The organism is Inquilinus sp. Marseille-Q2685 (genome assembly GCF_916619195.1).
Taxonomy (GTDB): Bacteria; Pseudomonadota; Alphaproteobacteria; order DSM-16000; family Inquilinaceae; genus Inquilinus.
Genome location: NZ_CAKAKL010000006.1, coordinates 25,411 through 49,060, shown reverse-complemented (window position 1 = coordinate 49,060; position 23,650 = coordinate 25,411). Strand labels below are relative to the sequence as shown.

Sequence of the window (23,650 nt, the reverse complement as noted above, 5' to 3'; positions counted from 1 at the left end):
GGGGCGCTTCGCCGCCGCCGATCCTCGCATTCGGAAACACCGCACCATGTCCGCACACAGTCCGGCGGCCGCCGCCCCGGCGCCGCTCGACCACGCCGCCATCCGTTCGATCATCATCGGCATCATGCTGGCGATGCTGCTGGCGGCGCTGGACCAGACCATCGTGGCCACGGCGCTGCCGACCATCGGGCGCGAGCTCGGCGACGTCGAGCACCTGTCCTGGGTGGTCAGCGCCTATCTCCTGGCCGCCACCGCGGTGACCCCGCTCTACGGCAAGTTCAGCGACATCCACGGCCGGCGGGTCACGCTGCTGGTCAGCATCAGCGTGTTCATCGTCGGCTCGGTCGCCTGCGCGCTGGCGCCGACGATGCTGGCGCTGATCCTGGCCCGGGCGCTGCAGGGCCTCGGCGGCGGCGGGCTGATCTCGCTGGCCCAGACCATCATCGCCGACGTGGTCTCGCCGAAGGAGCGCGGGCGCTACCAGGGCTACATCGCCAGCGTCTTCGTCACCTCCAGCGTGGTCGGGCCGGTGCTGGGCGGCCTGTTCGCCGACCATCTGCACTGGTCGGTGATCTTCTGGATCAACCTGCCGCTCGGCCTCGGCGCCTTCTGGATGGTCTGGGGCGCCTTGCGCCGCCTGCCGCGGCACGACCGCCGGCACAGGCTCGACGTGCTCGGCGCCGTGCTGATGGTCGGCGCCACCGTGGCGGCGATGCTGGCGCTGACCTGGGGCGGCGTGCGCTATCCCTGGGATTCGGTCGAGGTGCTGGGCCTGTTCGGCGTCTCGCTGGTGCTGTGGGTGCTGTTCGCCATCCGCCTGCTGACCGCGGCCGAGCCGCTGATCCCGCTGGCGGTGATGCTCAACCCGGTGGTCGGCACCGGCACCGCCGCCGCCTTCTGCGTCATGGGCAGCTTCATCGGCCTGTCGATCTACGTCCCGGTCTATCTCGAAGGCGTGGTCGGCCTCTCGGCCAGCGATTCCGGCCTGGCGCTGATGCCGCTGATGGCCGGCACCGTGACCGGCGCCAACATCGCCGGCCGCTTCATGGCGCGCATGACCCATTACAAGCGCACGCCGCTGGTCGGGCTGGTGATTGCCGCGGCGGCGCTGGTCGGGCTCGCGGCCCATCCGGACGGGCTGCCGCTGTGGCTGGTCGAGGTCGCGCTCGCCGCCGTCGGGCTCGGCCTCGGCACGGTGCTGCCGGTCACCACCATCTCGATCCAGAACGCGGTGGCGATGCACCAGCTCGGCACCGCGACCGGCTGCATGAACTTCTTCCGCTCGCTCGGCAGCGCCATCGTCGTCGCCGGCTTCGGCGCCATCGTGCTGACCGCGATCGGCGGCGACGGCCGGTCGCCGGAGAATCTCGGCGCCCTGACCCCGGCGATGCGCGACGATCTGGTCGGCGCCTTCCACTGGCTGTTCCTGGCCGCCGCCGCCGGCCTCGCCCTCGGCTTCCTCTGGCTGCTGCTGATGGAGGAGCGGCCGCTGCGCGGCGGCGCCGCGGCCCATGCGAAAGAGGCTCTGGTCGAGTAGGGGCGGCCGGATCGTCTCAAGGTTGAGGACGATTGTCCTTTTCAGGCCCAAGCGCAGCGCATAACATCCTAATCGTCCAAACCGACCTGCGTATCGCATCCCGGCGCCGCCCTTCCCGGGCGCCGGGATGCACTTCCGCCGGACCGGCTATCCTTTCACTGCGCCGGCGGTGAGGCCGGAGACGATGCGGCGCTGGAAGATCATCACCAGCACGATCAGCGGCACGGTCACGACGACCGACGCCGCCATGATGTTGCCCCAGGGGATGTCGAACTGGGTGGCGCCGGAGATCAGGGCGATCGCCACCGGCACCGTCCGCACCTCGTTGGTCAGGGTGAAGGTCAGGGCGAACAGGAACTCGTTCCAGGCGGCGATGAAGGCCAGGAGGCCGGTGGTCGCCAGCGCCGGGCCGAGCAGCGGCAGGAACACCCGGACCAGGATCTGCCACGGCCTGGCGCCGTCGACGATCGCCGCCTCCTCCAGCTCGCGCGGCAGCTCGCGGATGAAGGTGGTCAGCACCCAGACCGAGAAGGGCAGGGTGAAGATCATGTAGCTGAGGATCAGCGAGCCGAGCTGGTTGTACAGCCCGGCCCAGCGCACCAGCTCGAACAGCCCGGTCAGCACCGCCACCTGCGGGAACATCGACACGGCCAGGGTCAGCATCAGGATGGTGCTGCGGCCGCGGAACCGCACCCGGCCCAGCGCATAGGCGGCGCTGACCGACAGCGCGAGGCAGATCAGCACGGTCGACCCGGCGACGATCAGGGAGTTGACGATATTGGTCAGGAAGGGCTGCTCGAGGAACACGCTGGCGTAGTTGTCGAGGGTGGGCGAGGGCGGCAGCAGGTCGGTGCCGAACAGCTGCTGGCCGCTCTTCAGCGACGAGATCACCGCCCAGTAGAACGGGAACACCGTGTAGAGGATGATCGCCGCCACCAGCACGTAGAAGAAGGTGCGGCCGATCCGGCGCCGGGAGGTTCTGCTCATCGTCGCCTCCTATTTGTCGAAGCGCACGCGGCCCGCCACCATCCACAGGGCGGCGATCACGGCGATGATGACGAACAGCAGGGTCGAGGCGGCGGAGCCGAAGCCGACATTGCCGAAATCGATGCTCTGCTGCCGGGCGAAGACCGACATGCTCATGGTGTTGATGCTGTTCGAGGTCAGGACGTAGATCAGGTCGAAGACCCGCAGCGAATCCAGCGCCCGGAACAGGATCGCCACCATCAGCGCCGGCCAGATCAGCGGCAGGGTGATGCGGGTGAAGACGCGCCAGGGCCGGATGCCGTCGACCTTCGCCGCCTCGTACACCTCGCTCGGCAGCATCTGCAGCGCGGCCAGGATCAGGAGGGTCATGAACGGCGTGGTCTTCCACACGTCGACCGCGATCACCGAGGCCATCGACAGGGCCGGGTCGGCGGTCCAGGCGATGCGGCTGGAGATCACGCCGAGCGACAGCAGCACCTCGTTCACCACGCCGTACTGGTCGTTCAGCATCCAGCCCCACATCTTGGCCGAGACGATGGTCGGGATGGCCCAGGGGATCAGCACCGCGGCCCTGAGCAGCCCGCGCCCCGGCAGATGGGCGTTCAGCGTCATGGCGATGACGAGGCCGAGGGCGGTCTCGATCGAGACCGAGATCACGGTGAACAGGATGGTGTTCCACGCCGACCGCCACCACACCGGGTCGACCAGCAGCCCCTGCCAGCTGAAGATGCCGCTGGTGTCGACGTCGTAGTCGACCGGCTTGTTCTGGTCGATGTCGTAGAACCTGCCTTCCTCCGGCTTCCACACCAGGTTGGCGCCGGTCGGGTCGTAGAACACGTAGTAGCCGCCCAGCTCGGCATCCCAGTCGGCGCGGTTCGGGCCGTAGAACAGGTAGTTGTCGAAGCCGACCAGCCGGGTCGGCTGCTCGGCCTTCAAGGTCGCGTCGGTGAAGCTCAGCGCGATGGTCCGCACCAGCGGCCAGCCGGCGACCAGCGTCAGCACCAGCAGCATCGGGACCAGGAACACCCAGGCGGCGCGGATGCGCTGCCGGCTGAGTCTCGAGACGGCCGGCTTGGCGGTGTGCGCGGAACGGGCCGGGGTCGAGGTGGCGACGGTCATAGGGTCCTCCCCGAAGTCAATGGCAGAGGCGCTCGATCAGCTCAGGTCGGCCGGGCTGGCCCTCTCGGCGGCGGATTTGTGTTGCCTCTCCCGCTGGCCGCGGGAGAGGTCGACAGCGCGCAGCGCTGGCGGGTGAGGGCTGGCCCAGGCCTCGACGAAGTCCCCTCACCCGGAGCCGCTTCGCGTCTCCGACCTCTCCCGCAAGCGGGAGAGGCAATCGGAGCAGCGTTGGCGGGATGCACGCGAGGGCCTGTCCTCACCAGCGGCCGCCGCGGCTCAGCCGGTTCAGCTCCTTCTGCAGCTGCGCCAGGTTGGCGGCGCCGTCGCCCTGCTTGGACAGGGTGTTGTGGACGGCGTTCCAGAACAGCGTCGAGACCTCGTTGTAGCGCTCGCCGGTGATCGCCGAGGGGCGCGCGACCGCGCTTTCGAAGGCGCCCTTCAGCTGGGCGAAGAAGGGCTGGGCCTTCAGCACGTCCGGGTCGTCGTACAGCGCCGGGATGGTGGTCTGGAAGGTGGCGTCGATGGCGCGGCGCTTCTGCTCCTCCTTGCCGGTCAGGTACAGGACCAGGTCGGCGGCCTCCTTCGGATGGGCCGAGTATTTCGACACCGCCAGGTTCCAGCCGCCGAGCGTCGCGGCGTGGCGGGCGCCCTCGCCGTCGCCCTTCGGCAGCGGGGCGGTGGCGATCTTGCCCTTGACCGGGCTGTCGCCGGAATTGACCAGCGAATAGGCGTAGGGCCAGTTGCGCATGAAGGCGGCGTTGCCGGACTGGAACACGCCGCGGGCGTCCTCCTCCATGTAGTTCAGCACGCCGTCGGGGGCGATGGTGCCGACCCAGGAAGCCGCGGTGTCCAGCGCCTTGGCCGCCTGCGGATTGTTGACCGTGATCTTGCCGTCCTGGCCGACGATGGTGCCGCCGCCGAAGCTGACGATCCATTCCAGCGCGTCGCAGGTCAGCCCCTCATAGGCCCGCCCCTGGAACACGAAGCCGAAGAAGCGGTCGTTGCCGGCCTTGCGCTCGCCCTCCTGGATGGTCTTGGCGCTCTCGGTCAGCTCGGTCCAGGTCTCGGGCACCTTCAGCTTGTATTTGTCCAGCAGGTCCTGGCGGTAATACAGCAGCCCCGCATCGGTGAACCAGGGCATGGCCAGCAGCTGGCCGTTGCGGGTCAGGCCCTGGATGATGCTGGGGAAGTGCTGGTCGATGGTGGCCTGGTCGACATAGGGCTTCAGGTCGACGAAGTGGCTGCCGATGATGGCGGGCCAGATGATGTCGATCTGGAAGACGTCGATGTCGCCGGACTGGGCGGTCAGGATCTGCTGGTAAAGGGCCAGCTGGTCCGAGGTCGATTGCGGGGCGGCGACGACCTCGACCGTGTTCCCGGTCTTCTCCGCCCACGCCTTGGCGCCCTGCTGGCATTGCGGCTGCTCGGCGCCGGCCGAGCCGCAGGAGATGGTGACCTTGACCCCCGCCGCCTGGGCGATGGTGCCTGTCAGGACCAGCGCGAGGGTGAGGGGAAGGATGGCGCTCCTCGACATGTCTCCTCCTTCTGCTTGTGGCAGCGGGAAGACCGGGCGGGTCCCCCGCGCTCGTCTTGGGCAAAGGGTGACTCGCCAGGGCGGCCCCTGGCGAGTCGAAATGAAATTATTCTTGAACCGAACGTTGTCAGGCCGCGCTTCGTTCCGGCTGCACCGCCTCGGCCGCCAGGGCGCCGAAGAAGGCGGCATAGGGCGGCAGCGCCACCCGGCCGCCGTCCAGCTTCGCCCCCAGCCCCGGCGCGTCGGTCGGCGCGATCTCGGCCGGCGGTGCGGTCCAGATCCGGGTCTCGCCGGTCAGGTTGAAGACGCAGAGGATGCGCTCATCCTCCAGCCGCCGCTCGAAGGCGAGGACACCGTCGGCGGTGTCGAGGAAGCGCAGCGATCCGGCGGCAAAGGCCGGGCGGCTGCGGCGCCATCGCAGGAACTGCCGGGTGAAGGCCAGGGTCGACTCGGGGTCGCCGGCCTGGGCGCCCACGGCCAGGCGGCGATGCGCCTCGGGGATCGGCAGCCAGGGCTCGGCGGTGGAGAAGCCGGCCTGGGGCGCCTCGGCCTCCCACGGCATCGGGGTGCGGCAGCCGTCCCGGCCCTTGTAGTCCGGCCAGAAGGTGATGCCGTAGGGGTCCTGCAGCCTCTCATAGGGCACGTCGGCCTCGGGCAAGCCCAGCTCCTCGCCCTGGTACAGGAAGGCTGTGCCGCGCAGCGAGGTCAGCAGCGCGATCAGCAGGCGCGCCAGTCTCGGGTCGGCCGCGGCGCCGCCCCAGCGGGTCAGGACTCGTTTGACGTCGTGGTTGGAGAAGGCCCAGGACGGCCAGCCGTCGGTGGTCGCCGCCTCGAAGGCGGTCAGCGCCGTGGCGATGTGCGCCGCGCTGAAATTGTCGTTCAGCAGGCTGAAATTGTAGGCGGTGTGCAGCAGGTCGGCCTGGACGTATTCCGCGGTCCGGCCGATCGGGTCGTCGTCGCCGATCTCGGCCACCGCCATCCGGTCCGGATAGCGGTCCATCAGCGCCCGCAGCCGGCGCAGGAACATCAGGTTCTCCGGCTGCGACTTGTCGTAGAGATGCAGCTGCATGTAGTAGGGGTTGTCCGCCCGGTCGTCCCCGGTCGGCGCCCGGTCCGCCGGCTTGCCCGGATTGTCGCGCAGCAGCCGGTCGTGCATGTAGAAGTTCGCGGTGTCCAGGCGGAAGCCGTCGGCGCCGCGCTGCAGCCAGAACTCCAGCGCCGCCAGCACCGCCTCCTGCACCTCTGGGTTGTGCAGGTTCAGGTCCGGCTGCTGCACCAGGAAATTGTGCATGTAGTACTGGCGCCGGCGGGTGTCCCACTGCCAGGCCGAGCCGCCGAAGATCGACAGCCAGTTGTTCGGCGGGTTGCCGTCCGGCTTCGGGTTGGCCCAGACGAACCAGTCGGCCTTGGGGTTGTCGCGGCTGGCCCGGCTCTCGGCGAACCAGGGATGCTGGTCGGAGGTGTGGCTGATCACCTGGTCGATGATCACCTTCAGCCCCAGGGCGTGCGCCTTCTCGACCAGCCGGTCGAAATCGGCCAGCGTGCCGAACATCGGGTCGACGTCGCGGTAATCCGACACGTCGTAGCCGAAATCCTTCATCGGCGAGGTGAAGAAGGGCGAGATCCAGATCCCGTCGACGCCGAGATCGGCGATGTAGTCGAGCCTGGCGGTGATGCCGGCCAGATCGCCGATGCCGTCGCCATTGGTGTCCAGAAAGCTGCGCGGGTAGATCTGGTACATCACCGCGCCGCGCCACCATTCGCGCATTCGTCCCCTCCGCCTGTCCGCCTGCATCCGAGCCGCGAGCTGCCGCTGCGTCGCGGTCCTCTGAATGCATTCAGTTTTTACAGTATCGAGGGTTTCTTGATCGATCAAGAGGGAGTCTTTAGGGTGGTCCCATGACGGACGGACCGGAGAAGCGGCGGGGCACGCTGCTGGACATCGCGGCGGCGGTCGGTGTGTCGCGCACCACCGTGTCGAACGCCTTCAACCGGCCGGACCAGCTGTCGGCCGAGCTGCGCGACCGGATCATGGCGGCGGCCCGGGCGATGGGGGGGCACGGGCCGAACCCGGCGGCGCGGATGCTGCGCACCGGCAAGGCGGAGGCGATCGGCCTGCTGTTCCACGAGACGCTGCCCTTCGCCTTCGACGACCCGGCGGCGGTCGGCATGCTGCGCGGCATCGCCAGCGCCTGCGAGAAGGCGCGCTCAGGCCTCCTGATCCTGCCGGCGGTGAAGAGCCCGGCCAGCCGCAGCGCCATCCACCGCGCCGCGGTCGACGGCTTCCTGGTCTACGGCTTCCTGAACGGGGCGGAGGCCTGGGCGCCGCTGCTGCGCCGGGGCCTGCCGGTGGTGGCGATCGACAACCAGGTGCCGGACGGCGTGGCCTTCGTCGGCATCGACGACCGCGGCGCCGCCCGGCGGGTGGCGCAGCACGTGGTCGGGCTCGGCCACCGCCGGCTCGGCATCATCACGCTGGAATCGGCGGTCGACGGCTATGTCGGGCCGCTCGACGCCGCGCGGCGGACGAAGATGACCTTCCGCACCAGCGTCGACCGGCTGGACGGCTATGTCGAGGCGATCGCCGCTGCCGGCATCGACCCGGATTCGGTGCCGGTGGAGGAGCGGCCGGCGTCGAGCGAGGCGTATGGCCGCGACGCGGCGCTGTCGCTGCTGCGCCGGCCGGACCGGCCGACCGCCATCCTGGCGATGTCCGACCGGCTGGCGATCGGCGCGATCGAGGCGGCGCGGTCGCTGGGCCTCAGGGTGCCGGAAGACCTGTCGGTCGCGGGATTCGACGACATCCCGCGCGCGGCGCTGGTGCGCCCGGCCCTGACCACGGTCCGCCAGCCGCTGTTCGACAAGGGCGCCGCCGCGGCCCGGCTGCTGCTCGACGCCGTCGCCGACGGCGCCACCATCCCGCCCGACCGCCACCTGCTGCCGACCGAGCTGGTCATCCGCGGTTCGACCCGGCCGCCGGGGTGAGGCGGGGCTGGAATCCTGTGCGCCATCACTGCACAATTCGTCCTCCCCCTCCCCTTGCGGGAGGGGGTAGGGGGAGGGGTGTTCTCACCGGCGTGCTCCGATGGCCGATTCCTTCGTCCGGTCCCTGCGGCAGAACCCGACCGAAGCTGAGCGCCTGTTATGGCGGCAGCTGCGCGGCAAGAAGATCGGAGACCTCCGGTTCCGGCGGCAGTTCAGGCTTGGCCTCTATGTCGTCGACTTCGTCTCCCTGCCGGCGCGCCTTGTGATCGAGGTCGACGGGGCGTCGCATGAGCTGACGGCCGAGGCGGACGAGAGACGGACGCGATGGTTGGAAGGCCAAGGGTTCCGGGTCATCCGCTTCACCAATGACCAGATCGTCGATCGCCTGCCGGATGTCGTCGATACGATTGCGGGGGTGTTGGCGGGCGGGCCGACGGATTTATCCTGAGGCCGGTTCGGGCGGCGGCGGACCCCCTCCCCCTACCCCTCCCGCAAGGGGAGGGGGAGGATGAAAGAGGGCGGGTCGTGACCAGAGCCCCCTCAGTTCGCCACCGCGCGCAGCACGGCGGGCTTCTTCGGGGCCTCGACCGCCTGCAAGCCCTCATAGATCGCGAGATAGTCCTGGGCCATGCGGCGGGCGGGGAAGCGCTGGTCGAAGACCTCGCGGATGCGGGCGTTCGACAGCTCGGACAGGCGCTGCACCGCCGCCACCGCGCCGATCTCGTCCTCGACGATGAAGCCGGTGACGCCCTCGTCGACGATCTCCGGCACCGAGCCTCGGTTGTAGGCCACGACCGGCGTGCCGCAGGCCATCGCCTCGATCATCACCAGGCCGAAGGGCTCCGGCCAGTCGATCGGCACCAGGAGGCCGATGGCGCCGCTGAGGAAGGCCGATTTCTGCGAATCGTCGATCTCGCCGATGAAGTCGACATGCGGCGACCGGGCCAAGAGCGGCTTGATCTCGGCGTCGAAATACTCCTGGTCGGCCTTGTCGACCTTGGCCGCGATCTTCAGCGGCAGGCCGCTCTTCGCCGCGATCTCGATCGCCCGGTCGACCCGCTTCTCCGGCGCGATGCGGCCGAGGAAGGCGAGATAGCCGCGCTCCATCGGCACCGGCGACAGCAGCTGCGCCGGCAGGCCGTGATGCACGGTGGCGATCCAGCCGGCCTTCGGCATCGGCCGGCGCTGGGCGTCGGAGATCGAGACCACCGGCACATGCGAGAAGGTCTCGAACATCGGGTGCAGCTCGGGCAGGTCCAGCCGGCCGTGCAGCGTGGTCACGAACGGCACGTCGCCGCGGCTGAACAGCGAGAACGGGAAATAGTCGAGATGACAGTGGACGATGTCGAACTCGTCCGACCGCCGGTACACCTGCTCGAACATGTGCATATGGGGCGCGATCCAGTCGCGCACCGAGGCGTCGAGCCGCATGGCGCGGGGCCAGCAGGCTTCGAGCTTGGCGGAGGTCACGGAATCGCCGCTGGCGAACAATGTGACGTCGTGGCCGAGGGCGACGAGCTCTTCCGTGAGAAAGGACACGACGCGTTCGGTGCCGCCATAGAGCTTGGGGGGAACCGCTTCGAACAGCGGGGCGACCTGCGCGATTCGCATGTGGATGGAACTCCCTCCGCAGATGGGGGTTTGTCTGACATCACCGGCGGCGCTGCGGCGCAACAATGCGGCGCTGCTCTTCTTCAGGTGCTTCCGCGGCAACGGGCACTCGATGACCACAGACAATCGGAACGGCAAAAGGTTCCGACTCCGGCTCGATAATGTTCTGTGGGGTGCGCATAGATCAGGTGCAGTGCAGCGATGCGCTGTCATCTGTCGGTGTGGCGCGCCAGGACTCTCAAGGCGGCGGAAGCACGCCGTCCGTGGTGGATGAAGACAACGCAGGAGATCTGATGGACATGACGGCGTCCACGCAGACTCGCACTCTCGAGGGATTCCGCAACCGGCCGATCGGCTTCATCCTGCACTATGTGCGGCAGGAGGCCGCATCGCATGCGGTGGTGATCGCTTCGGTCGTCGCCGCCGTCGCCTGCGGCATCGGCTCGCAATATGCGATCAAGCACCTGGTCGACGTGCTGGCCCTCGGCGCCTCCGGGGCGATCTGGCTGGCCTACGGCCTGCTGGTCGGGCTGATCCTGGCCGACAACATGCTGTGGCGGGTCGGTGGGTGGGTGGCCGCCCGGGCCTTCGTCGCCGTCACCGGCGCGGTCCGCCGCGACCTGTTCCGGCACCTGACCGGCCATGCGCCCAGCTATTTCGCCGACCGGCTGCCCGGCATGGTGGCGGGCCGCGTCTCGGCCACCGCCAACGCCATCTTCACCACCGAGAACACCTTCTCGTGGAACGTGCTGCCGCCGGCGCTGGCGCTGGTCGGCGCGATCTGCGTCCTGGCCTCGGTCGATCCGGTGATGGCCGGCACCCTGGTCGCGGCCGCGGCGGCGCTCTCCGCCTTCATCTACCGCCTGGCCAAGCGCGGCGGCCCGATCCACCGCGACTACGCCACCGAGGCCGCCAAGGTCGACGGCGAGCTGGTCGACGTGATCGGCAATATGGGCCTGGTGCGCCTGTTCGGCGCCACCTTCCGCGAGCAGGCGCGGCTGGCCGACCGCATCGGGGTCGAGCTTGCCGCCCGCCAGCGCAGCCTGCGCTACATGGAGCGGCTGCGGCTGATCCATGCCGCGATCACGGGCATCCTGACCGCCGGCCTGCTGGGTTGGGCCCTGCTGCTGTGGCAGGCGGGCCGGGCCACGCCCGGCGACATCGTGCTGGTCAGCTCGCTGGGCTTCGCCATCCTGCACGGCACCCGCGACCTCGCGGTGGCGCTGGTCGACCTGACCCAGCACATCGCCCGGCTGTCGGAGGCGATCTCGAGCCTGCTGGTGCCGCACGACCTGCCCGATGCGCCGCATGCCGAGCCGCTGGCGGCGCCCAAGCATGGCGGCGGCGTGCCGATCGCCTTCGAAGGCGTTCGCTTCGCCTATCCCAAGCGGCCGCCGATCCTGGACGGCTTCGACCTGCGCATCGAGCCCGGGGAGCGGGTCGGGCTGGTCGGCCTGTCCGGCGCCGGCAAGTCGACCGTGCTGACCCTGGTGCAGCGCTTCTACGACGTCGGGCTGGGCCGGATCCAGGTGGCCGGGCGCGACATCCGCGACCTGACGCAGGAAAGCCTGCGCCAGATCATCGGCGTGGTGCCGCAGGACATCTCGCTGTTCCACCGCAGCGTGCGCGAGAACATCCGCTACGGCCGGCCGGACGCCACCGACGCCGAGGTGCTGGCCGCCGCCGAGGCCGCGCATTGCCGGGAGTTCATCGAGGCGCTGCCGGAGGGCTTCGACACGGTGGTCGGCGACCGCGGGGTCAAGCTCTCGGGCGGCCAGCGCCAGCGCATCGCCATCGCCCGCGCCTTCCTCAAGGACGCGCCGGTGCTGCTGCTGGACGAGGCGACCTCGGCGCTGGACAGCGAATCCGAGCGCGCGGTGCAGGAGGCGCTGGACGACCTGATGCAGGGCCGCACGGTGATCGCCATCGCCCACCGCCTGTCGACGCTGCGGCGCTTCGACCGGATCGTGGTGATGGAGGCCGGCCGCGTCATCGACCAGGGCACCCCCGCCGCTTTGGCCGCCCGCCCCGGCGTCTACCGCACCCTGCTGCAGCGCCAGCTGGGGCATGCGGAGGAGGCGCATGCGGCGTGAGGCTTGAATAGCCGGCCTGCCTTCCTGTCCTTCCCCCTTGCCCCCTCCCGCAAGGGGAGGGGGAGGATGACAGGGCAAGCTGGAACCGGGGTCTCGACCATTCGCACCGCGTGCCCGCCATGCTATCCAGCGCATAGCGGCCGTCCGGGGCCGCGCCTCAGGGACGGATCCGATGCCACCGCTGGACCAGCTGCCGCGCCTCCGCCTGCAGCACGCGCCGACGCCGCTTGAGCCGTTGCCGCGGCTGACGGAGGCGTTGGGAGGGCCGCGGCTCTGGATCAAGCGCGACGACTGCACCGGCCTGGCGCTGGGCGGCAACAAGGTGCGCAAGCTGGAATTCCTGCTCGGCGACGCGCTGGCGCAGGGCGCCGACACCATCATCACCGCCGGCGGACCGCAGTCGAACCACGCCCGGCAGACCGCGGCGGCCGCGGCCCGGCTGGGCCTCGACTGCGTCCTGGTCCTGACCGACGCGGTGGCCGGGCGCGACCCCGCCTATCACTCGAGCGGCAACCTGATGCTCGACGAGCTGTTCGGGGCGCGGATCGAGCTGCACCCCGGCACCGCCGACGCGGATGCCGAGATGGCGCGCGCGGCCGAGCAGTGCCGGGCGGAAGGCGGCACGCCCTATGTCGTCCCGGTCGGCGGGTCCAACGCGCTCGGGCTGATGGGCTATGTCGACGCGGCGCAGGAGCTGCTGCGCCAGGGCCGCGACCAGGGCGTCGCCTTCACCCATGTGGCATTGGCCAGCGGCAGCGGCGGCACCCAGGCGGGCCTGGCGCTCGGCCTCGCCCTCGGCGGCAGCAAGGTCCCCGCGGTCGGCTACTGCATCAGCCGCAGCGCGGCGGAGCAGCGGCCGAAGGTCGCCGGCCTGGTGCAGGCCGGGGCGGAGCTGCTGGGCGTGCCGGCTCCGCTCTCGGCCACGGATCTGGTGCTGGAGGACGGCGTGGTCGGCGAGGGCTACGGCCTGCCGACGGAGGGGATGGTCGAGGCGTTGCAACTGGCCGCCAGCCGCGACGCGATCGTGCTCGACCCGGTCTACACCGGCAAGGCGATGGCCGGGCTGATCGCCGGCATCCGCGCCGGCCGCTTCCGGCCCGACGACGTGGTGGTGTTCCTGCACACCGGCGGCTCGCCGGCTCTGTTCGCCTATCCCGAGACCTTCCCGATCCATTGGGGCGAATGAGCGATCCGGATCTGCCGCGCTGCGCCTGGGCCCATGGCGGGCCGGCGATGCTGGCCTATCACGACCGCGACTGGGGCACGCCGGAGCGCGACGACCGCGCCCTGTTCGAGAATCTCAGCCTGCAGGGCACCCAGGCCGGCCTGTCCTGGCGGCTGGTGCTGGAGCGGCGCGCGAACTATCGGCGCGCCTTCCACGGCTTCGACATCGCCCGGGTGGCGGCGATGACCGACGCGGAGATCGAGGCGCTGCTGGCCGATGCCGGGCTGATCCGCAACCGGGCCAAACTGAACGCGGTGCGCAGCAACGCCCGGGCGGCGCTGGCGGTGATCGAGGCCGAGGGCGGCTTCGGCCGCTACCTCTGGTCCTTCGTCGGCGGCGAGCCCCTGGTCAACCGCTGGACGACCCATGCCGAGATGCCGGCCACCAGCGGGATCTCCGACCGGATGAGCCGCGACATGAAGCGCCGCGGCTTCGTCTTCGTCGGCTCCACCGTCTGCTACTCGCTGATGCAGTCCGCCGGGCTGGTCAACGACCACATGGTCGGGTGCTTCCGCCATCCGGAGTTCGGGCGGTAGGGCGGCTGGGCCCTTGATCCCCACCGCCACCCGGCGCGAGGATGGGACATGGCGGAGACCAGGGCATTGCCGCCGGAGGCGCTGAAGGCGCTGTCCCGGCGGTCGGACGCGGCGGGCCTGCGGGCGCTGGCCCGGCATCTCGGGCTGATCGCGGCCGGCATCGGCCTGGTGCTGGCGGCGCGCGGCAGCCTGTGGGTCTGGCCGGCCATGGCGCTGCTCGGCGCCGCCGAGATCTCGCTGTTCGCCCCGTTGCACGAGACCACCCCCCGCACGCCGTTCCGCTCGCTCTGGCTGACCCGGCTGGTCGGCTGGGTCGCGGGATTCCTGCTGGTGCTGCCGCCGGAGGGCTTCCGCCTGTTCCACAGGGCGCATCACCGCCACACCCAGGACCCCGAGCGCGACCCGGAGCTGATCGGCGCCAAGCCGCTGACGCGCGGCCGCTACCGGCTGATCCTGACCGGCCTGCCCTATTGGGCCGGCCAGATCCTCGGCCTGCTGCGGACCGCAGCCGGCCGCGACCGCTCGCCCTGGATCCCGGCGGCCGACCGTCCGCGGGTGACGGCCGAGGCCCGGATCTATCTGCTGCTCTACGCCGCCGTGCCGGCCGTCAGCCTCGCCGCCGGCAGCGCCCTGGCCCTGCTGCTCTGGGTCGGGCCGGTGGTGCTGGCGCAGCCGCTGCTGCGCTGGGTGCTGCTGGCCGAGCATTCCGGCTGCGTCCGCAGCAGCGACCGCTGGGCCAACACCCGGACGACACTGGCCGGGCTGGTGCTGCGCCTCCTGTTCTGGAACGCCAGCTATCACACCGAGCACCACCTGGCGCCCGGCGTGCCGTTCCACGCCCTGCCGCGGATGCACGCTTTGGTCTCCGGCCGTCTCGCGGTGCTGTCGCCGGGCTATCCGGCGGCGCATGCGGAGATCCGCCGCACCCTGGCCTGATCGCTGTCGGGGGGCGCATCCGCGCCGGCCGCATCCGGCTCGTGCTGCCGGCGATGCGCGCTCGGGGCACGCAGCACCGCGCGAACGGGAGCTGCGTCGAGCCCGACCAGCTTCAAGGGAAGGGCAATGAGCTCGTAGTCGCCGGGCTCGACGTCGGCCAGCCAGAGATTCTCCAGGATTCTCAGATCATAGGCCAGGCACACCTTGTGCGACGGCAGGTCCTTCGACGTCTCCGGATCGATCGATGGGACATCCACGCCGATCAGGCGCGTTCCGCGCAAGGCCAGCCGCTCGACGGTGTCCGGCGCCAGTGAGCGGAACCCGGCGGGCCAGGCGGCGAGGTCCGCACGATCCATCAGCCGAAGGAGCAGCCGCTGCGGGGCTCCATCGAGCGCATCGGCGATGTCGTCGAAGCGGCAGAGCGGATCTTGGCCGCGGGCATCGATCACCCGGGCCGGTCCGATGAACGCGGCGAGGTCGAGCGCGTCGATGCTGGCGCCGCCCGCCTGGTAGTGGAGCGGTGCGTCGGCATGCGCGCCGCAATGGGTCGACATGGCGATCTCGGCGACATTGACCGGGCAATCCGGGCTGATCGCGAAGGTCTGCGCCGTTCGAAAGGCGGCGTCGCCCGGGAACACCCCCATGGCGACGTGCAACGGCGGCGAGATGTCGATCAGATCCGTCATAGTTCGGACCTCGCCTGCCAGAGTTCCGGGAACAGGACAACATCGAGCCTCTGGCGCAGAAACGGGACGCCCGCCGTGCCGGCGGTGCCTTGCTTGAATCCGATCACGCGCTCCACGGTCGTCATGTGATTGAATCGCCAGCGGCGGAAATGGCCTTCGAAATCCACCAGCTTCTCGGCGAGCTCGTAGAAATCCGGGTGGCGGTCCGGCTCGCGATAGACGGACACCCAGGCCGCAAGAACGCTTTCATCCGGGGGCGGGCGGGAGGAGATCCCGCTTTGGAGGGCGATCGGATCGATGGCAAAGCCGGAACGGGCGGGGGCGCGGATCGCCTCGTCATAGACGCTGGGGGATCGACGCACCGCCTCCAGCCTCGCATATGCGACGGGATCCTGCTCCGCCAAGCCCCGCGGGGCCGGAGCCTTGTTGCCGGCGATATACTCCAGCATCCGGTACTGATGGGATTCGACGCCGGACGATTGCCTGAGTTCGGCGCGGAACGCGGCATAGTCGCTCGGCGTCAGGGTGCGCAGGACGTCCCAGGCCGAATTCAACTGCTCCTGGATCCGGGCAACTCTGGAAAAGGTCCTGCAGGCAGATCGCAGCTCGTCGGCCGCGATCTGGCGGCAGGCGGCGCCCAGCTCATGGATCGCCAGCTTCATCCAGAGCTCGGAGGTCTGGTGCTGGATGATGAACAGAAGCTCGCCATGCGCCTGCGACAGCGGCTCCTGCGCGTCGAGGATTTTGTCGAGCCGAAGGTAGCTGCCATAGGACATCATCAAAATCCCTTCGCCATGCTTCCGCCACAGAGGATTTTGTTGCCTTGCCGATGCGCTGGCGGCCGAAGTGATAGCGGACCCGCGGGAGAGGCGGGCATTGCAAACCGTGATATCGCCATGCGCCATCGCGCGGATTCCCGGGCTTGATCCGGGGAAGACTCGGCGATCCAGGCCGGTGCGAGGGCTCCGGCACATCCGGTGTCAGCGATCGGCCTTGATGAAGTCCACGAAAGCCCGCAGCGGCGCCGGCATGTGGGTGCGGCTCGGATAGTAGAGGAAGGGGCCGGAGAAGCTCTGCCACCACTCCTCCATCACCGGCACCAGCGCGCCGCTGTCGAGATGCGGCCGCAGCACCTCCTCGAATATCGTGATCAGGCCCAGCCCGGCGACGGCGGCCGCCACCTCCATCTCGATCGAGTTGGCGATCAGCGGCCCGTCGGGGCTGATCCGGATCACCTGGCCGTCGCGCTCGAACTCCAGGCCGGCCAGCCGGCCGCTGGCGAAGCGGTGGCGGATGCAGGCGTGCTCCAGCAGGTCCTTGGGGTGGTGCGGCCGCCCGCGCGCAGCCAGGTAGGACGGGGCGGCGGCGATGACGAAGCGCTGCACCCGGGGGCCGATCGGCACGGCGATCATGTCGCGCTCCACCCGCTCCTCGTAGCGGATGCCGGCATCGAATCCCCCGGCCAGCACGTCGACGAAGCTGTCCTCCGCCGTCACCTCCAGCCGGATGCCGGGATGCGCCAGCAGGAACCGGGCCGCGATCGGCGGCAGGACGTGGCGGGCGACGATCGACGGCACGTTCAGCCGCAGAGTGCCCGTGGGGCTGTCGCGAAGGCCGTTCACCGCGTCCAGCGCGCCGGCGATCTCGCCCAGCGCCGGGGCCAGCCGCTCCAGCAGCCGTTCCCCCGCCTCGGTCGGGGTGACGCTGCGGGTGGTGCGGCTCAACAGGCGCACGCCCAGCCGGGCCTCCAGCCGCCGCAGCGCGTCGCTGAGCGACGAGGCGGAGACGCCGCGCAAGGCCGCGGCGCCGCGGAAGCTGCGGGCCCGGGCCACGGCGACGAAGGCATCGAGGTCGGACAGGTCGGGGCTGCTCACTGTGCGATTTCCCGTACGGCTTGTTCGCCACTGGCCGGATTATCGCACGAACCGCGCTTCCTCATATTCCCGATGTCGAAACCCTTCCTCCGCATCGGAGCTCACCATGCAGACCCACCCGCTCGGCGCCACCGGCCCGCAGGTCTCGGCCCTCGGCCTCGGCGCCATGGGCATGTCCCACGGCGTGTACGGCCCGGCCGACCGGGCCGAGAGCATCGCCACCCTGCACGCCGCGCTCGACGCCGGCATCACCCTGATCGACACCGGCGACTTCTACGGCTCGGGCCACAACGAGATGCTGATCGGCGAGGCGCTGCGGGCCAGCTCGAAGCGCGACGCCGCCATCCTCAGCGTCAAGTTCGGCGGCCTGCGCGACCCGGCCGGCGGCTGGACCGGCTTCGACGGCCGTCCGGCGGCGGGGAAGAACTTCCTGGCCTATTCGCTGCAGCGGCTCGGCGTCGACCATATCGACATCTACCGCCCGGCCCGCCTCGACCCCGCCGTGCCGATCGAGGACACCGTCGGCGCCGTCGCCGAGATGGTGCAGGCCGGCTATGTCCGCCACATCGGCCTGTCCGAGGTCGGACCGGAGACGATCCGCCGGGCCGCCGCGGTGCACCCGATCGTCGACCTGCAGATCGAGTATTCGCTGGTCTCGCGTGGCATCGAGGACGGCATCCTGGCGACCTGCCGCGAGCTCGGCATCGGCATCACCGCCTATGGCGTGCTGTCGCGCGGCCTGATCAGCGGCCATTGGCGGAAGGACAGCACGGACGCCAGGGACTTCCGCACCCACAGCCCGCGCTTCCAGGAGGGCAATGTCGAGCGGAACCTGGCGCTGGTCGAGGCGCTGCGGGCGATCGCCGAGGCCAAGGGCGTCACCGTGGCCCAGATCGCCATCGCCTGGGTGGCGGCGCAGGGCCGGGACATCGTGCCCCTGGTCGGCTCCCGCCGCCGCGACCAGCTGGCCGAGGCGCTCGGCGCGCTCGACGTGACGCTCACCGCGGACGACCTGGGCCGGATCGAGCAGGCCGTGCCCAAGGGCGCCGCCGCCGGCGACCGCTATCCGGCGCACGGCATGGCCAGCCTGGACAGCGAAAGGCCGCAGCGGGGGTGAGCGGGCCAGGGTGAGGGCGCGGCGATCCGTCCCTGGCGTTTCGCAGCAGGATCAGGCGATATGTCCGCATGGATATGATGGATGCCGACCCCATCGAGCCGATCGACGAGGCGATGATCAGGGCGCTGGTCCACGCCTTCTACGGCCGCGTGCGCGACGACGCGGTGCTCGGCCCCATCTTCGCCGGGGTGATCGGCGCCGACTGGGGCCCGCATCTGGCCAAGATGTGCGACTTCTGGTCCTCGGTGATGCTGCGCAGCGCCCGCTACCAGGGGCGGCCGATGCAGGCGCATGCCGCGGTCGACGCGCTGCGGCCGGAGCATTTCGCCCATTGGCTGGAGCTGTTCCGCGCCACGGCGCGCGAGGTCTGCCCGCCGCGGGCGGCGGCGCGCTTCATCGAACGGGCGGAGAAGATCGCCGAGAGCCTGCGCCTCGGCGTGATGTTCCAGCGCGGCATCCTGCCGGACGCCCCGGCGCGCCGCGCGGGCTGAGGCCGGCTTAACGCTTCGCCAGGAGAGCCGCGATCGCGAAGCCGGCGCCGACCACGGCCAGGCCGCCGGCCACGGCGACGATGGTGAAGGCGACGGAGAGATCGCTGCCCGAAGGGCCGAACAGGGCCAGCAGGCTGGCGCCCAGCCCGGTCAGGGAGATGCCGCCGACGGTCAGCAGCGACTGCAGGTCGGACGGGGTCTCCGCTGCGGCGCTTTTCGCGCGGCCTTCGGTGCGCGACAGGTCCATGTCTCTCTCCAGGCGGGCCGGCCGGGCCGGCGCTGCCGTCTGCATTATGTCAGATGTGTCGACCCACAGATAGGGCGGCGGGGGCGCGGCGTCAGCCCCCGACCTTGGACCAGTAGGCCCCGTAGAATGCAGACCAGCCCAGCGCGGCCAGCAGCAGCCGCACCCGGACTGGCTGGATCCGGCGGGGCAGGGCGGGCGTCAGCGAATGCAGAGCCGCCCCGGCCGCGGCCAGTGCGACGAAACGCGGCAGCCGTACCAGCGGCGTCAGCAGCGCCAGCTCCCAGACCGGGATGCCCAGGCCCGGCGCGCTGGCCGCGGCGATCTTGTAGGGCACGCCGCTCAGGCTCGCCTGGATCAGCACCCCGGCCAGGCCGGCGGCGGAGTCGGTGCCGGCCATCGTCGCCTGCAGCCGGGCGATCATGGCGGACGGGATCGCCGGCACCGCGTCGACCAGGGCGACCGCCGTCTCCGGCGCGTGGCTGGCGAAGACCGCCAGCGCGGTGCCGCCCAGCGTCGCCCCGGCGGCGGCGGCCAGGGCGGCGCGCAGCCCCGCCTGCCAGCCGCGGGCCAGCGCGATCAGCGACACCGGCACGTCCGGCACCACGAAGAACAGGCTGGCCTCGGCCACGCCCCAGACAAATGCCAACAGGGTGAGAGATTGCAGGCGATCTCTCAGTCCCATTCCGGGAACCTCGTGCCTTCGATCAATTTGGCCATCGCCGCCTCCAGCGCCTCGACGAAGGCGTCCGTGTCCTCCGGCCTGTCGGCCAGCGGCGGGCCGACGAAGGCGTCGCAGAAGAACGGCACCGGCAGGAAGGCGCCGCGCGGCAGCACCTTGCCCAGCCCGTGCAGATAGACCGGCACGATCGGCACCTCGGGCCGCCGCCGGGCCAGGTGGCAGATGCCCTTCTTGAAGCGCTGCAGCCGCTCCGGCTCGCCGCGCGACCCCTCCGGGAACAGGATCAGGATGCAGCCCCGGTCCAGCGCCTCGACGCAGCCGGTCAGCGGGTCCTCGCCGCGCTCCCGCGCATGCCGGTCGAAGGGCAGGATGCCCATGCAGTTCAGCGAGAACCAGGCCATCGCCCGGCTGCTCAGGAAATAGTCGGCCGCCGCCACCGGCCGCACCTTGTGCAGGATCCGGCTCGGGAACAGCGAGGTCAGGGCGACCGTGTCGGCATGGCTGTTGTGGTTGGCGACGACGATCGCCGGCCCCGTCATCGGCAGCCGCTCGCGGTTGCGGACATGCAGGCCCACGAACAGCAGCATCAGGGGCTTGGTCACCAGCCAGTGGAACAGCAGCCGCCACATCTCAGTAATAGAAGTAGCGCATGAAGTGGAAGAACAGCGGCGCGGCGAAGATCAGGCTGTCGATCCGGTCCAAGACGCCGCCATGGCCGGGGATCAGCGTGCCGGTGTCCTTGATGCCGATGTCGCGCTTGACGGCGGAGACCGTCAGGTCGCCGAAGAAGCCGCTGACCGCCATCAGCGCCCCGGCCGCCAGCGCCATGGGCAGCGACAGCGGCGCCAGCAGCGGCCCGATCAGCCCCGCGACCACGGTGGTGGTGACGAGGCCGCCGGCGAAGCCCTCCACCGTCTTGTTCGGGCTGACCGAGGGCGCGATCCTGTGCCGGCCGAAGATCCGGCCCCAGACATACTGCGCGACGTCGTTCCCCTGGGTCAGGATCAGCAGGAGCAGCAGCAGCCCGGCGCCGCCCGGCCCGGCCTGGCCCTCCTCCGGCAGCACGAACAGATAGGCGACGTGGCCGATGGCGAAGACGCACAGCATCAGGCCCCAATGGAGGGTGCCCAGCGCCCGCAGGAATCCCGTCACCTCGCCGCGCAGCACCATCATCGCCGGCACCACCATGAACAGGTAGACCGGCACCCAGATGATGAAGAAGCCGTACTGCTCCCCGGCGATCCACCACCATTGCGTCGGGATGGCCAGATAGGCGATCAGCAGCACCGCCCGGTCGGCCCGCCGGGTCGGCACCACCGACAGGTACTCCTTCAGCGCCAGATAGCTCACGACCGCCAGCACCACCAGCACCGCGATCGGGTTCAGCACCAGGGCGATGCCGCCGGCGATCACGATCACCCACCAGGACCGGATGCGCAGCTTCAGCTCGGTCCAGTCGCGCTGCGGCTGGCTGCGGCGCAGGAACAGGACGGCGGCCTCGGCCGCCAGCAGCACGGCGATCAGCGCGCCGAGCGCCCAGGCGACGGTCGGGTCGATGGAGAAGGGAAGGGTCATGCCCCGATCTCCGCCAGCGCCGCGCGGACGCGGTTCAGGATGGTCAGGATCGACAGCAGCAGCAGGGCCGCCAGCACCAGCGGCATCCACAGCGGCGGGGCCAGGACCTGGAAGAAGGCGGCGACGGCGAGGATGGAGAAGGTCAGCGCCCGGTCGGACTTGCCGAAGGGCCCGTCATAGCGCCGGCCGGCGCCGATGGTCCGGGCGGCGATGCCGGCGGCCGCGCCGATCACCGCCAGCAGCACGGTCAGCACCACCAGCCAGGGCGGCGCCGGCAGCAGCAGCGCCAGCGGCAGGTAGAGGGCCGCGTCCGACACCATGTCGCCGATCTCGTTCAGCAGGGCGCCCAGCGGCGTCGGCCGGAAGAACTCCCGCGCCAGCATGCCGTCGATGGCGTTCAGCGCCATGCGCAGCAGCAGGAAGGGCGGGTACAGCAGCAGCAGCCAGGACCAGCCGGTGGCGGCGACGGCCAGCCCCAGCAGGACCGACAGGCCGGCCGCCGCCAGGGTCACGGCGTTGGCGCCGACGCCCCTCTCCGCCAGCCGCGCGGCGGCCGGACGCAGCAGCGCCTGGAATTTCGGCTTGATGTCGTACAGCGATGGCATGAACCCCCCGGTCCGCATCATGTCGGCGCAGCATGCCGATGCCATCGTGGCGGAAGCGGGGCGGTCACGCGGCGAGCCGGCGCCCTAACAGGATCATGCCCGCCCCGCCCAGGCACAAGGCCGCGCCGAGCAGGTCGAAGCGGTCGGGCCGGCTGCCCTCCACCGCCCACAGCCAGGCCAGCGAGGCGGCGATGTAGATCCCGCCATAGGCGGCATAGGCCCGCCCGGCGAAAGCGGAGTCGACCCGGGTCAGGGCCAGGGCGAAGAGTATCAGGCTGGCGGTCCCCGGCAGCGCCCACCAGGGGCTGCGGTCCAGCCGCAGCCAGGCCCAGAAGGCGAAGCAGCCGGCGATCTCGGCGAAGGCGGCCAGGATAAAGGCGAGAATCGAGGTCATCTGCGGCCCGATGCTGCCGGGCCGCATCCGGGTTTGACAAGCTCGGCCGGGCCGCGCAGCCTCGCCGCGGACCATCGCCCGTGAAGGACAGTTTTCCGATGTCGACCGTGATCACGCCGCCGCCGCAGATTCTTGTCCCGGTGCTAGGCAGCGACGCCGCCTTTCCCGTCGGCCGCATCTTCTGCGTCGGCCGCAACTACGCCGCCCATGCCCGCGAGATGGGCCACGATCCGGACCGGGAGCCGCCCTTCTTCTTCGCCAAATGGGCCGATGCGGTGGTGCCGACCGGCAGCACCATTCCCTATCCGGCGGCGACCCGGGACCTGCATCACGAGATCGAGCTGGTGGTGGCGATCGGCGCCGGCGGCACCGACATCGCCGCGGAGCGCGCGCTCGGCCATGTCTGGGGCTACGGCGTCGGGCTCGACATGACCCGCCGCGACCTCCAGGCCGAAGCCAAGAAGCTGGCTCGGCCCTGGACCATGGCCAAGTCCTTCGACCAGTCGGCGCCGCTCTCGGCGCTCAGGCCCGCGGCCGAGATCGGCCACCCCTCCGCCGGCGCGATCTGGCTGAAGATCAACGGCGAGACCCGCCAGTCCGGCGACTTGGCCGACCAGATCTGGCCGGTGCCGGAGATCATCGCCCATTTGTCGCGGCTGGTGGCGCTGCGCCCCGGCGACCTGATCATGACCGGCACGCCGGACGGCGTCGGACCGGTCAGGCCGGGCGACCGGCTGGAGGGCCATGTCGACGGCGTCGGCGACCTCGCGGTGACCTACCGCTGATGCCCGGGGCCGGCGACGACCTTGCCGCGGCGCTGGCCGATGCCTGGGAAAGGCTCGGCCGCGCCACCGGCGTGCGGCGCCGCACCCTCGGCCGGGTCGGTTTCGCGACCATCGATGCCCGGGGCCGGCCGGCGCTACGCACGGTGGTGCTGCGCGCGGTCGACCCGGCCGGGCGGCGGCTCGAATTCCACACCGATGTCCGGTCGGTCAAGGTCGCGGAGATCGGGGCCAACCCGGCGGCGTCGCTGCTGCTCTACGACCCCGGGGAGGAGGTGCAGGTCCGGGCCGAGGGTCGGGCGGAGCTGCTGCCGCCGGGACCCGATCTCGACGACGCCTGGACGGCGACTCCGGGCCCGGTCCGCGCCGCCTACCGCATGCCGGGCCCCCCGGGCACCCCGATCGCCGACCCCGCCCTGCCGCCGCCCTCGACCGGCTGGACGGAGGAGGGGCGCGAGAATTTCGCGGTGATCGTGCTGGCGGTCGACCGCATCGACTGGGTCCGCCTCGTTCCCGGCGCCGACCGCCGCGCCCTGTTCGACTGGACCGGCGGGACGCTGCAGGCGAGCTGGCTGATTCCCTGACTGCCTCTCAGCTCCAGGGGCTCACCGGGTTCATCCCTATGACCGGACTATTG

Annotated in this window: 25 protein-coding genes; 11 read left to right on the top strand and 14 right to left on the bottom strand. The window is 70.6% G+C overall.

Annotation, left to right across the window (positions count from 1 at the left end; genetic code table 11):
• The first annotated feature begins 46 nt into the window (after positions 1–46).
• Positions 47–1,537, top strand: coding sequence for an MDR family MFS transporter (locus LG391_RS24125; protein ID WP_225770602.1), 1,491 nt, complete (start codon positions 47–49; stop codon positions 1,535–1,537).
• A gap of 147 nt (positions 1,538–1,684) precedes the next feature.
• Here the strand turns inward: LG391_RS24125 and LG391_RS24120 are convergent, their stop codons facing one another.
• The 4 genes from LG391_RS24120 to LG391_RS24105 form a co-directional block, all read right to left on the bottom strand.
• Entirely contained in the window at positions 1,685–2,524 is an 840-nt protein-coding gene (locus LG391_RS24120; protein ID WP_225770601.1) for a carbohydrate ABC transporter permease, read from the bottom strand.
• Between the two features lie 9 nt (positions 2,525–2,533).
• Positions 2,534–3,643, bottom strand: a complete 1,110-nt coding sequence (locus tag LG391_RS24115; protein WP_225770600.1) for a carbohydrate ABC transporter permease — start codon at positions 3,641–3,643, stop codon at positions 2,534–2,536.
• A 256-nt stretch (positions 3,644–3,899) separates the two neighbouring features.
• Positions 3,900–5,177, bottom strand: coding sequence for an ABC transporter substrate-binding protein (locus LG391_RS24110; RefSeq protein WP_225770599.1), 1,278 nt, complete (start codon positions 5,175–5,177; stop codon positions 3,900–3,902).
• Between the two features lie 127 nt (positions 5,178–5,304).
• On the bottom strand, positions 5,305–6,945 hold the full coding sequence (locus LG391_RS24105) for an alpha-glucosidase family protein (protein WP_225770598.1): 1,641 nt from the start codon (positions 6,943–6,945) through the stop codon (positions 5,305–5,307).
• A gap of 131 nt (positions 6,946–7,076) precedes the next feature.
• Here LG391_RS24105 and LG391_RS24100 point away from each other — a divergent pair, with 131 nt between their 5' ends.
• Together LG391_RS24100 and LG391_RS24095 are read left to right on the top strand one after the other, a co-directional pair.
• On the top strand, positions 7,077–8,162 hold the full coding sequence (locus LG391_RS24100; protein ID WP_225770597.1) for a LacI family DNA-binding transcriptional regulator: 1,086 nt from the start codon (positions 7,077–7,079) through the stop codon (positions 8,160–8,162).
• 100 nt (positions 8,163–8,262) lie between these two features.
• A complete protein-coding gene (locus tag LG391_RS24095) occupies positions 8,263–8,610 on the top strand; it encodes an endonuclease domain-containing protein (RefSeq protein ID WP_225770596.1) in 348 nt (115 codons plus the stop codon).
• Positions 8,611–8,702: 92 nt separating this feature from the next.
• On the opposite strand, the gene LG391_RS24090 is transcribed toward LG391_RS24095, so the two are convergent.
• Positions 8,703–9,773 carry a glycosyltransferase family 4 protein gene (locus LG391_RS24090; RefSeq protein WP_225770595.1) on the bottom strand — a complete coding sequence of 357 codons (1,071 nt, stop codon included), beginning with the start codon at positions 9,771–9,773 and terminating at the stop codon, positions 8,703–8,705.
• A gap of 299 nt (positions 9,774–10,072) precedes the next feature.
• Between LG391_RS24090 and LG391_RS24085 the strand changes: the two genes are divergently transcribed.
• The 4 genes from LG391_RS24085 to LG391_RS24070 all read left to right on the top strand — a co-directional run bounded on the left by LG391_RS24085 (position 10,073) and on the right by LG391_RS24070 (position 14,563).
• Positions 10,073–11,866: an ABC transporter ATP-binding protein gene (locus LG391_RS24085; RefSeq protein WP_225770594.1), complete on the top strand. Its 1,794-nt coding sequence runs from the start codon at positions 10,073–10,075 to the stop codon at positions 11,864–11,866.
• A 172-nt stretch (positions 11,867–12,038) separates the two neighbouring features.
• Positions 12,039–13,052, top strand: coding sequence for a D-cysteine desulfhydrase (locus LG391_RS24080; protein WP_225770593.1), 1,014 nt, complete (start codon positions 12,039–12,041; stop codon positions 13,050–13,052).
• The gene (locus LG391_RS24075) at positions 13,049–13,627 is read left to right on the top strand and encodes a DNA-3-methyladenine glycosylase I (RefSeq protein WP_225770592.1); all 579 of its coding nucleotides are present in this window, start codon (positions 13,049–13,051) and stop codon (positions 13,625–13,627) included. Before LG391_RS24080 ends, LG391_RS24075 begins: the two co-directional genes overlap by 4 nt.
• 48 nt (positions 13,628–13,675) lie before the next feature.
• Complete coding sequence (locus LG391_RS24070; protein ID WP_225770591.1) at positions 13,676–14,563, top strand: fatty acid desaturase; 888 nt, start codon at positions 13,676–13,678, stop codon at positions 14,561–14,563.
• On the opposite strand, the gene kynB is transcribed toward LG391_RS24070, so the two are convergent.
• The 3 genes from kynB to LG391_RS24055 form a co-directional block, all read right to left on the bottom strand.
• Positions 14,521–15,249, bottom strand: coding sequence for an arylformamidase (gene kynB, locus LG391_RS24065; protein WP_225770590.1), 729 nt, complete (start codon positions 15,247–15,249; stop codon positions 14,521–14,523). The two genes, LG391_RS24070 and kynB, sit on opposite strands and share 43 nt — an antisense overlap.
• The gene (locus LG391_RS24060; RefSeq protein ID WP_225770589.1) at positions 15,246–16,028 is read right to left on the bottom strand and encodes a tryptophan 2,3-dioxygenase; all 783 of its coding nucleotides are present in this window, start codon (positions 16,026–16,028) and stop codon (positions 15,246–15,248) included. The genes kynB and LG391_RS24060 overlap by 4 nt, the downstream gene beginning before the upstream one ends.
• A gap of 201 nt (positions 16,029–16,229) precedes the next feature.
• A complete protein-coding gene (locus LG391_RS24055) occupies positions 16,230–17,123 on the bottom strand; it encodes a LysR family transcriptional regulator (RefSeq protein WP_225770588.1) in 894 nt (297 codons plus the stop codon).
• A 106-nt stretch (positions 17,124–17,229) separates the two neighbouring features.
• On the opposite strand from LG391_RS24055, the gene LG391_RS24050 reads away from it, so the two are divergent.
• Positions 17,230–18,240: an aldo/keto reductase gene (locus tag LG391_RS24050; RefSeq protein ID WP_225770587.1), complete on the top strand. Its 1,011-nt coding sequence runs from the start codon at positions 17,230–17,232 to the stop codon at positions 18,238–18,240.
• 68 nt (positions 18,241–18,308) lie between these two features.
• Positions 18,309–18,731 (top strand): group III truncated hemoglobin, encoded by a 423-nt coding sequence (locus tag LG391_RS24045; protein WP_225770586.1) that lies wholly within the window; start codon positions 18,309–18,311, stop codon positions 18,729–18,731.
• A 7-nt stretch (positions 18,732–18,738) separates the two neighbouring features.
• Here LG391_RS24045 and LG391_RS24040 read toward each other — a convergent pair whose 3' ends face one another.
• The 6 genes from LG391_RS24040 to LG391_RS24015 form a co-directional block, all read right to left on the bottom strand.
• The gene (locus tag LG391_RS24040) at positions 18,739–18,978 is read right to left on the bottom strand and encodes a hypothetical protein (protein ID WP_225770585.1); all 240 of its coding nucleotides are present in this window, start codon (positions 18,976–18,978) and stop codon (positions 18,739–18,741) included.
• A 91-nt stretch (positions 18,979–19,069) separates the two neighbouring features.
• Entirely contained in the window at positions 19,070–19,660 is a 591-nt protein-coding gene (locus LG391_RS24035) for a hypothetical protein (protein ID WP_225770584.1), read from the bottom strand.
• Positions 19,651–20,286: a lysophospholipid acyltransferase family protein gene (locus LG391_RS24030; RefSeq protein ID WP_225770583.1), complete on the bottom strand. Its 636-nt coding sequence runs from the start codon at positions 20,284–20,286 to the stop codon at positions 19,651–19,653. The genes LG391_RS24035 and LG391_RS24030 overlap by 10 nt, the downstream gene beginning before the upstream one ends.
• A 1-nt stretch (position 20,287) precedes the next feature.
• Positions 20,288–21,232 (bottom strand): phosphatidate cytidylyltransferase, encoded by a 945-nt coding sequence (locus LG391_RS24025; RefSeq protein ID WP_225770582.1) that lies wholly within the window; start codon positions 21,230–21,232, stop codon positions 20,288–20,290.
• Positions 21,229–21,837 carry a CDP-alcohol phosphatidyltransferase family protein gene (locus LG391_RS24020; protein ID WP_225770581.1) on the bottom strand — a complete coding sequence of 203 codons (609 nt, stop codon included), beginning with the start codon at positions 21,835–21,837 and terminating at the stop codon, positions 21,229–21,231. Before LG391_RS24020 ends, LG391_RS24025 begins: the two co-directional genes overlap by 4 nt.
• A gap of 64 nt (positions 21,838–21,901) precedes the next feature.
• Positions 21,902–22,231, bottom strand: coding sequence for a YnfA family protein (locus tag LG391_RS24015; protein ID WP_225770580.1), 330 nt, complete (start codon positions 22,229–22,231; stop codon positions 21,902–21,904).
• Between the two features lie 98 nt (positions 22,232–22,329).
• Here LG391_RS24015 and LG391_RS24010 point away from each other — a divergent pair, with 98 nt between their 5' ends.
• The gene (locus LG391_RS24010) at positions 22,330–23,016 is read left to right on the top strand and encodes a fumarylacetoacetate hydrolase family protein (RefSeq protein ID WP_225770579.1); all 687 of its coding nucleotides are present in this window, start codon (positions 22,330–22,332) and stop codon (positions 23,014–23,016) included.
• Complete coding sequence (locus LG391_RS24005; RefSeq protein WP_225770578.1) at positions 23,016–23,597, top strand: pyridoxamine 5'-phosphate oxidase family protein; 582 nt, start codon at positions 23,016–23,018, stop codon at positions 23,595–23,597. Before LG391_RS24010 ends, LG391_RS24005 begins: the two co-directional genes overlap by 1 nt.
• Positions 23,598–23,650: the final 53 nt, after the last annotated feature.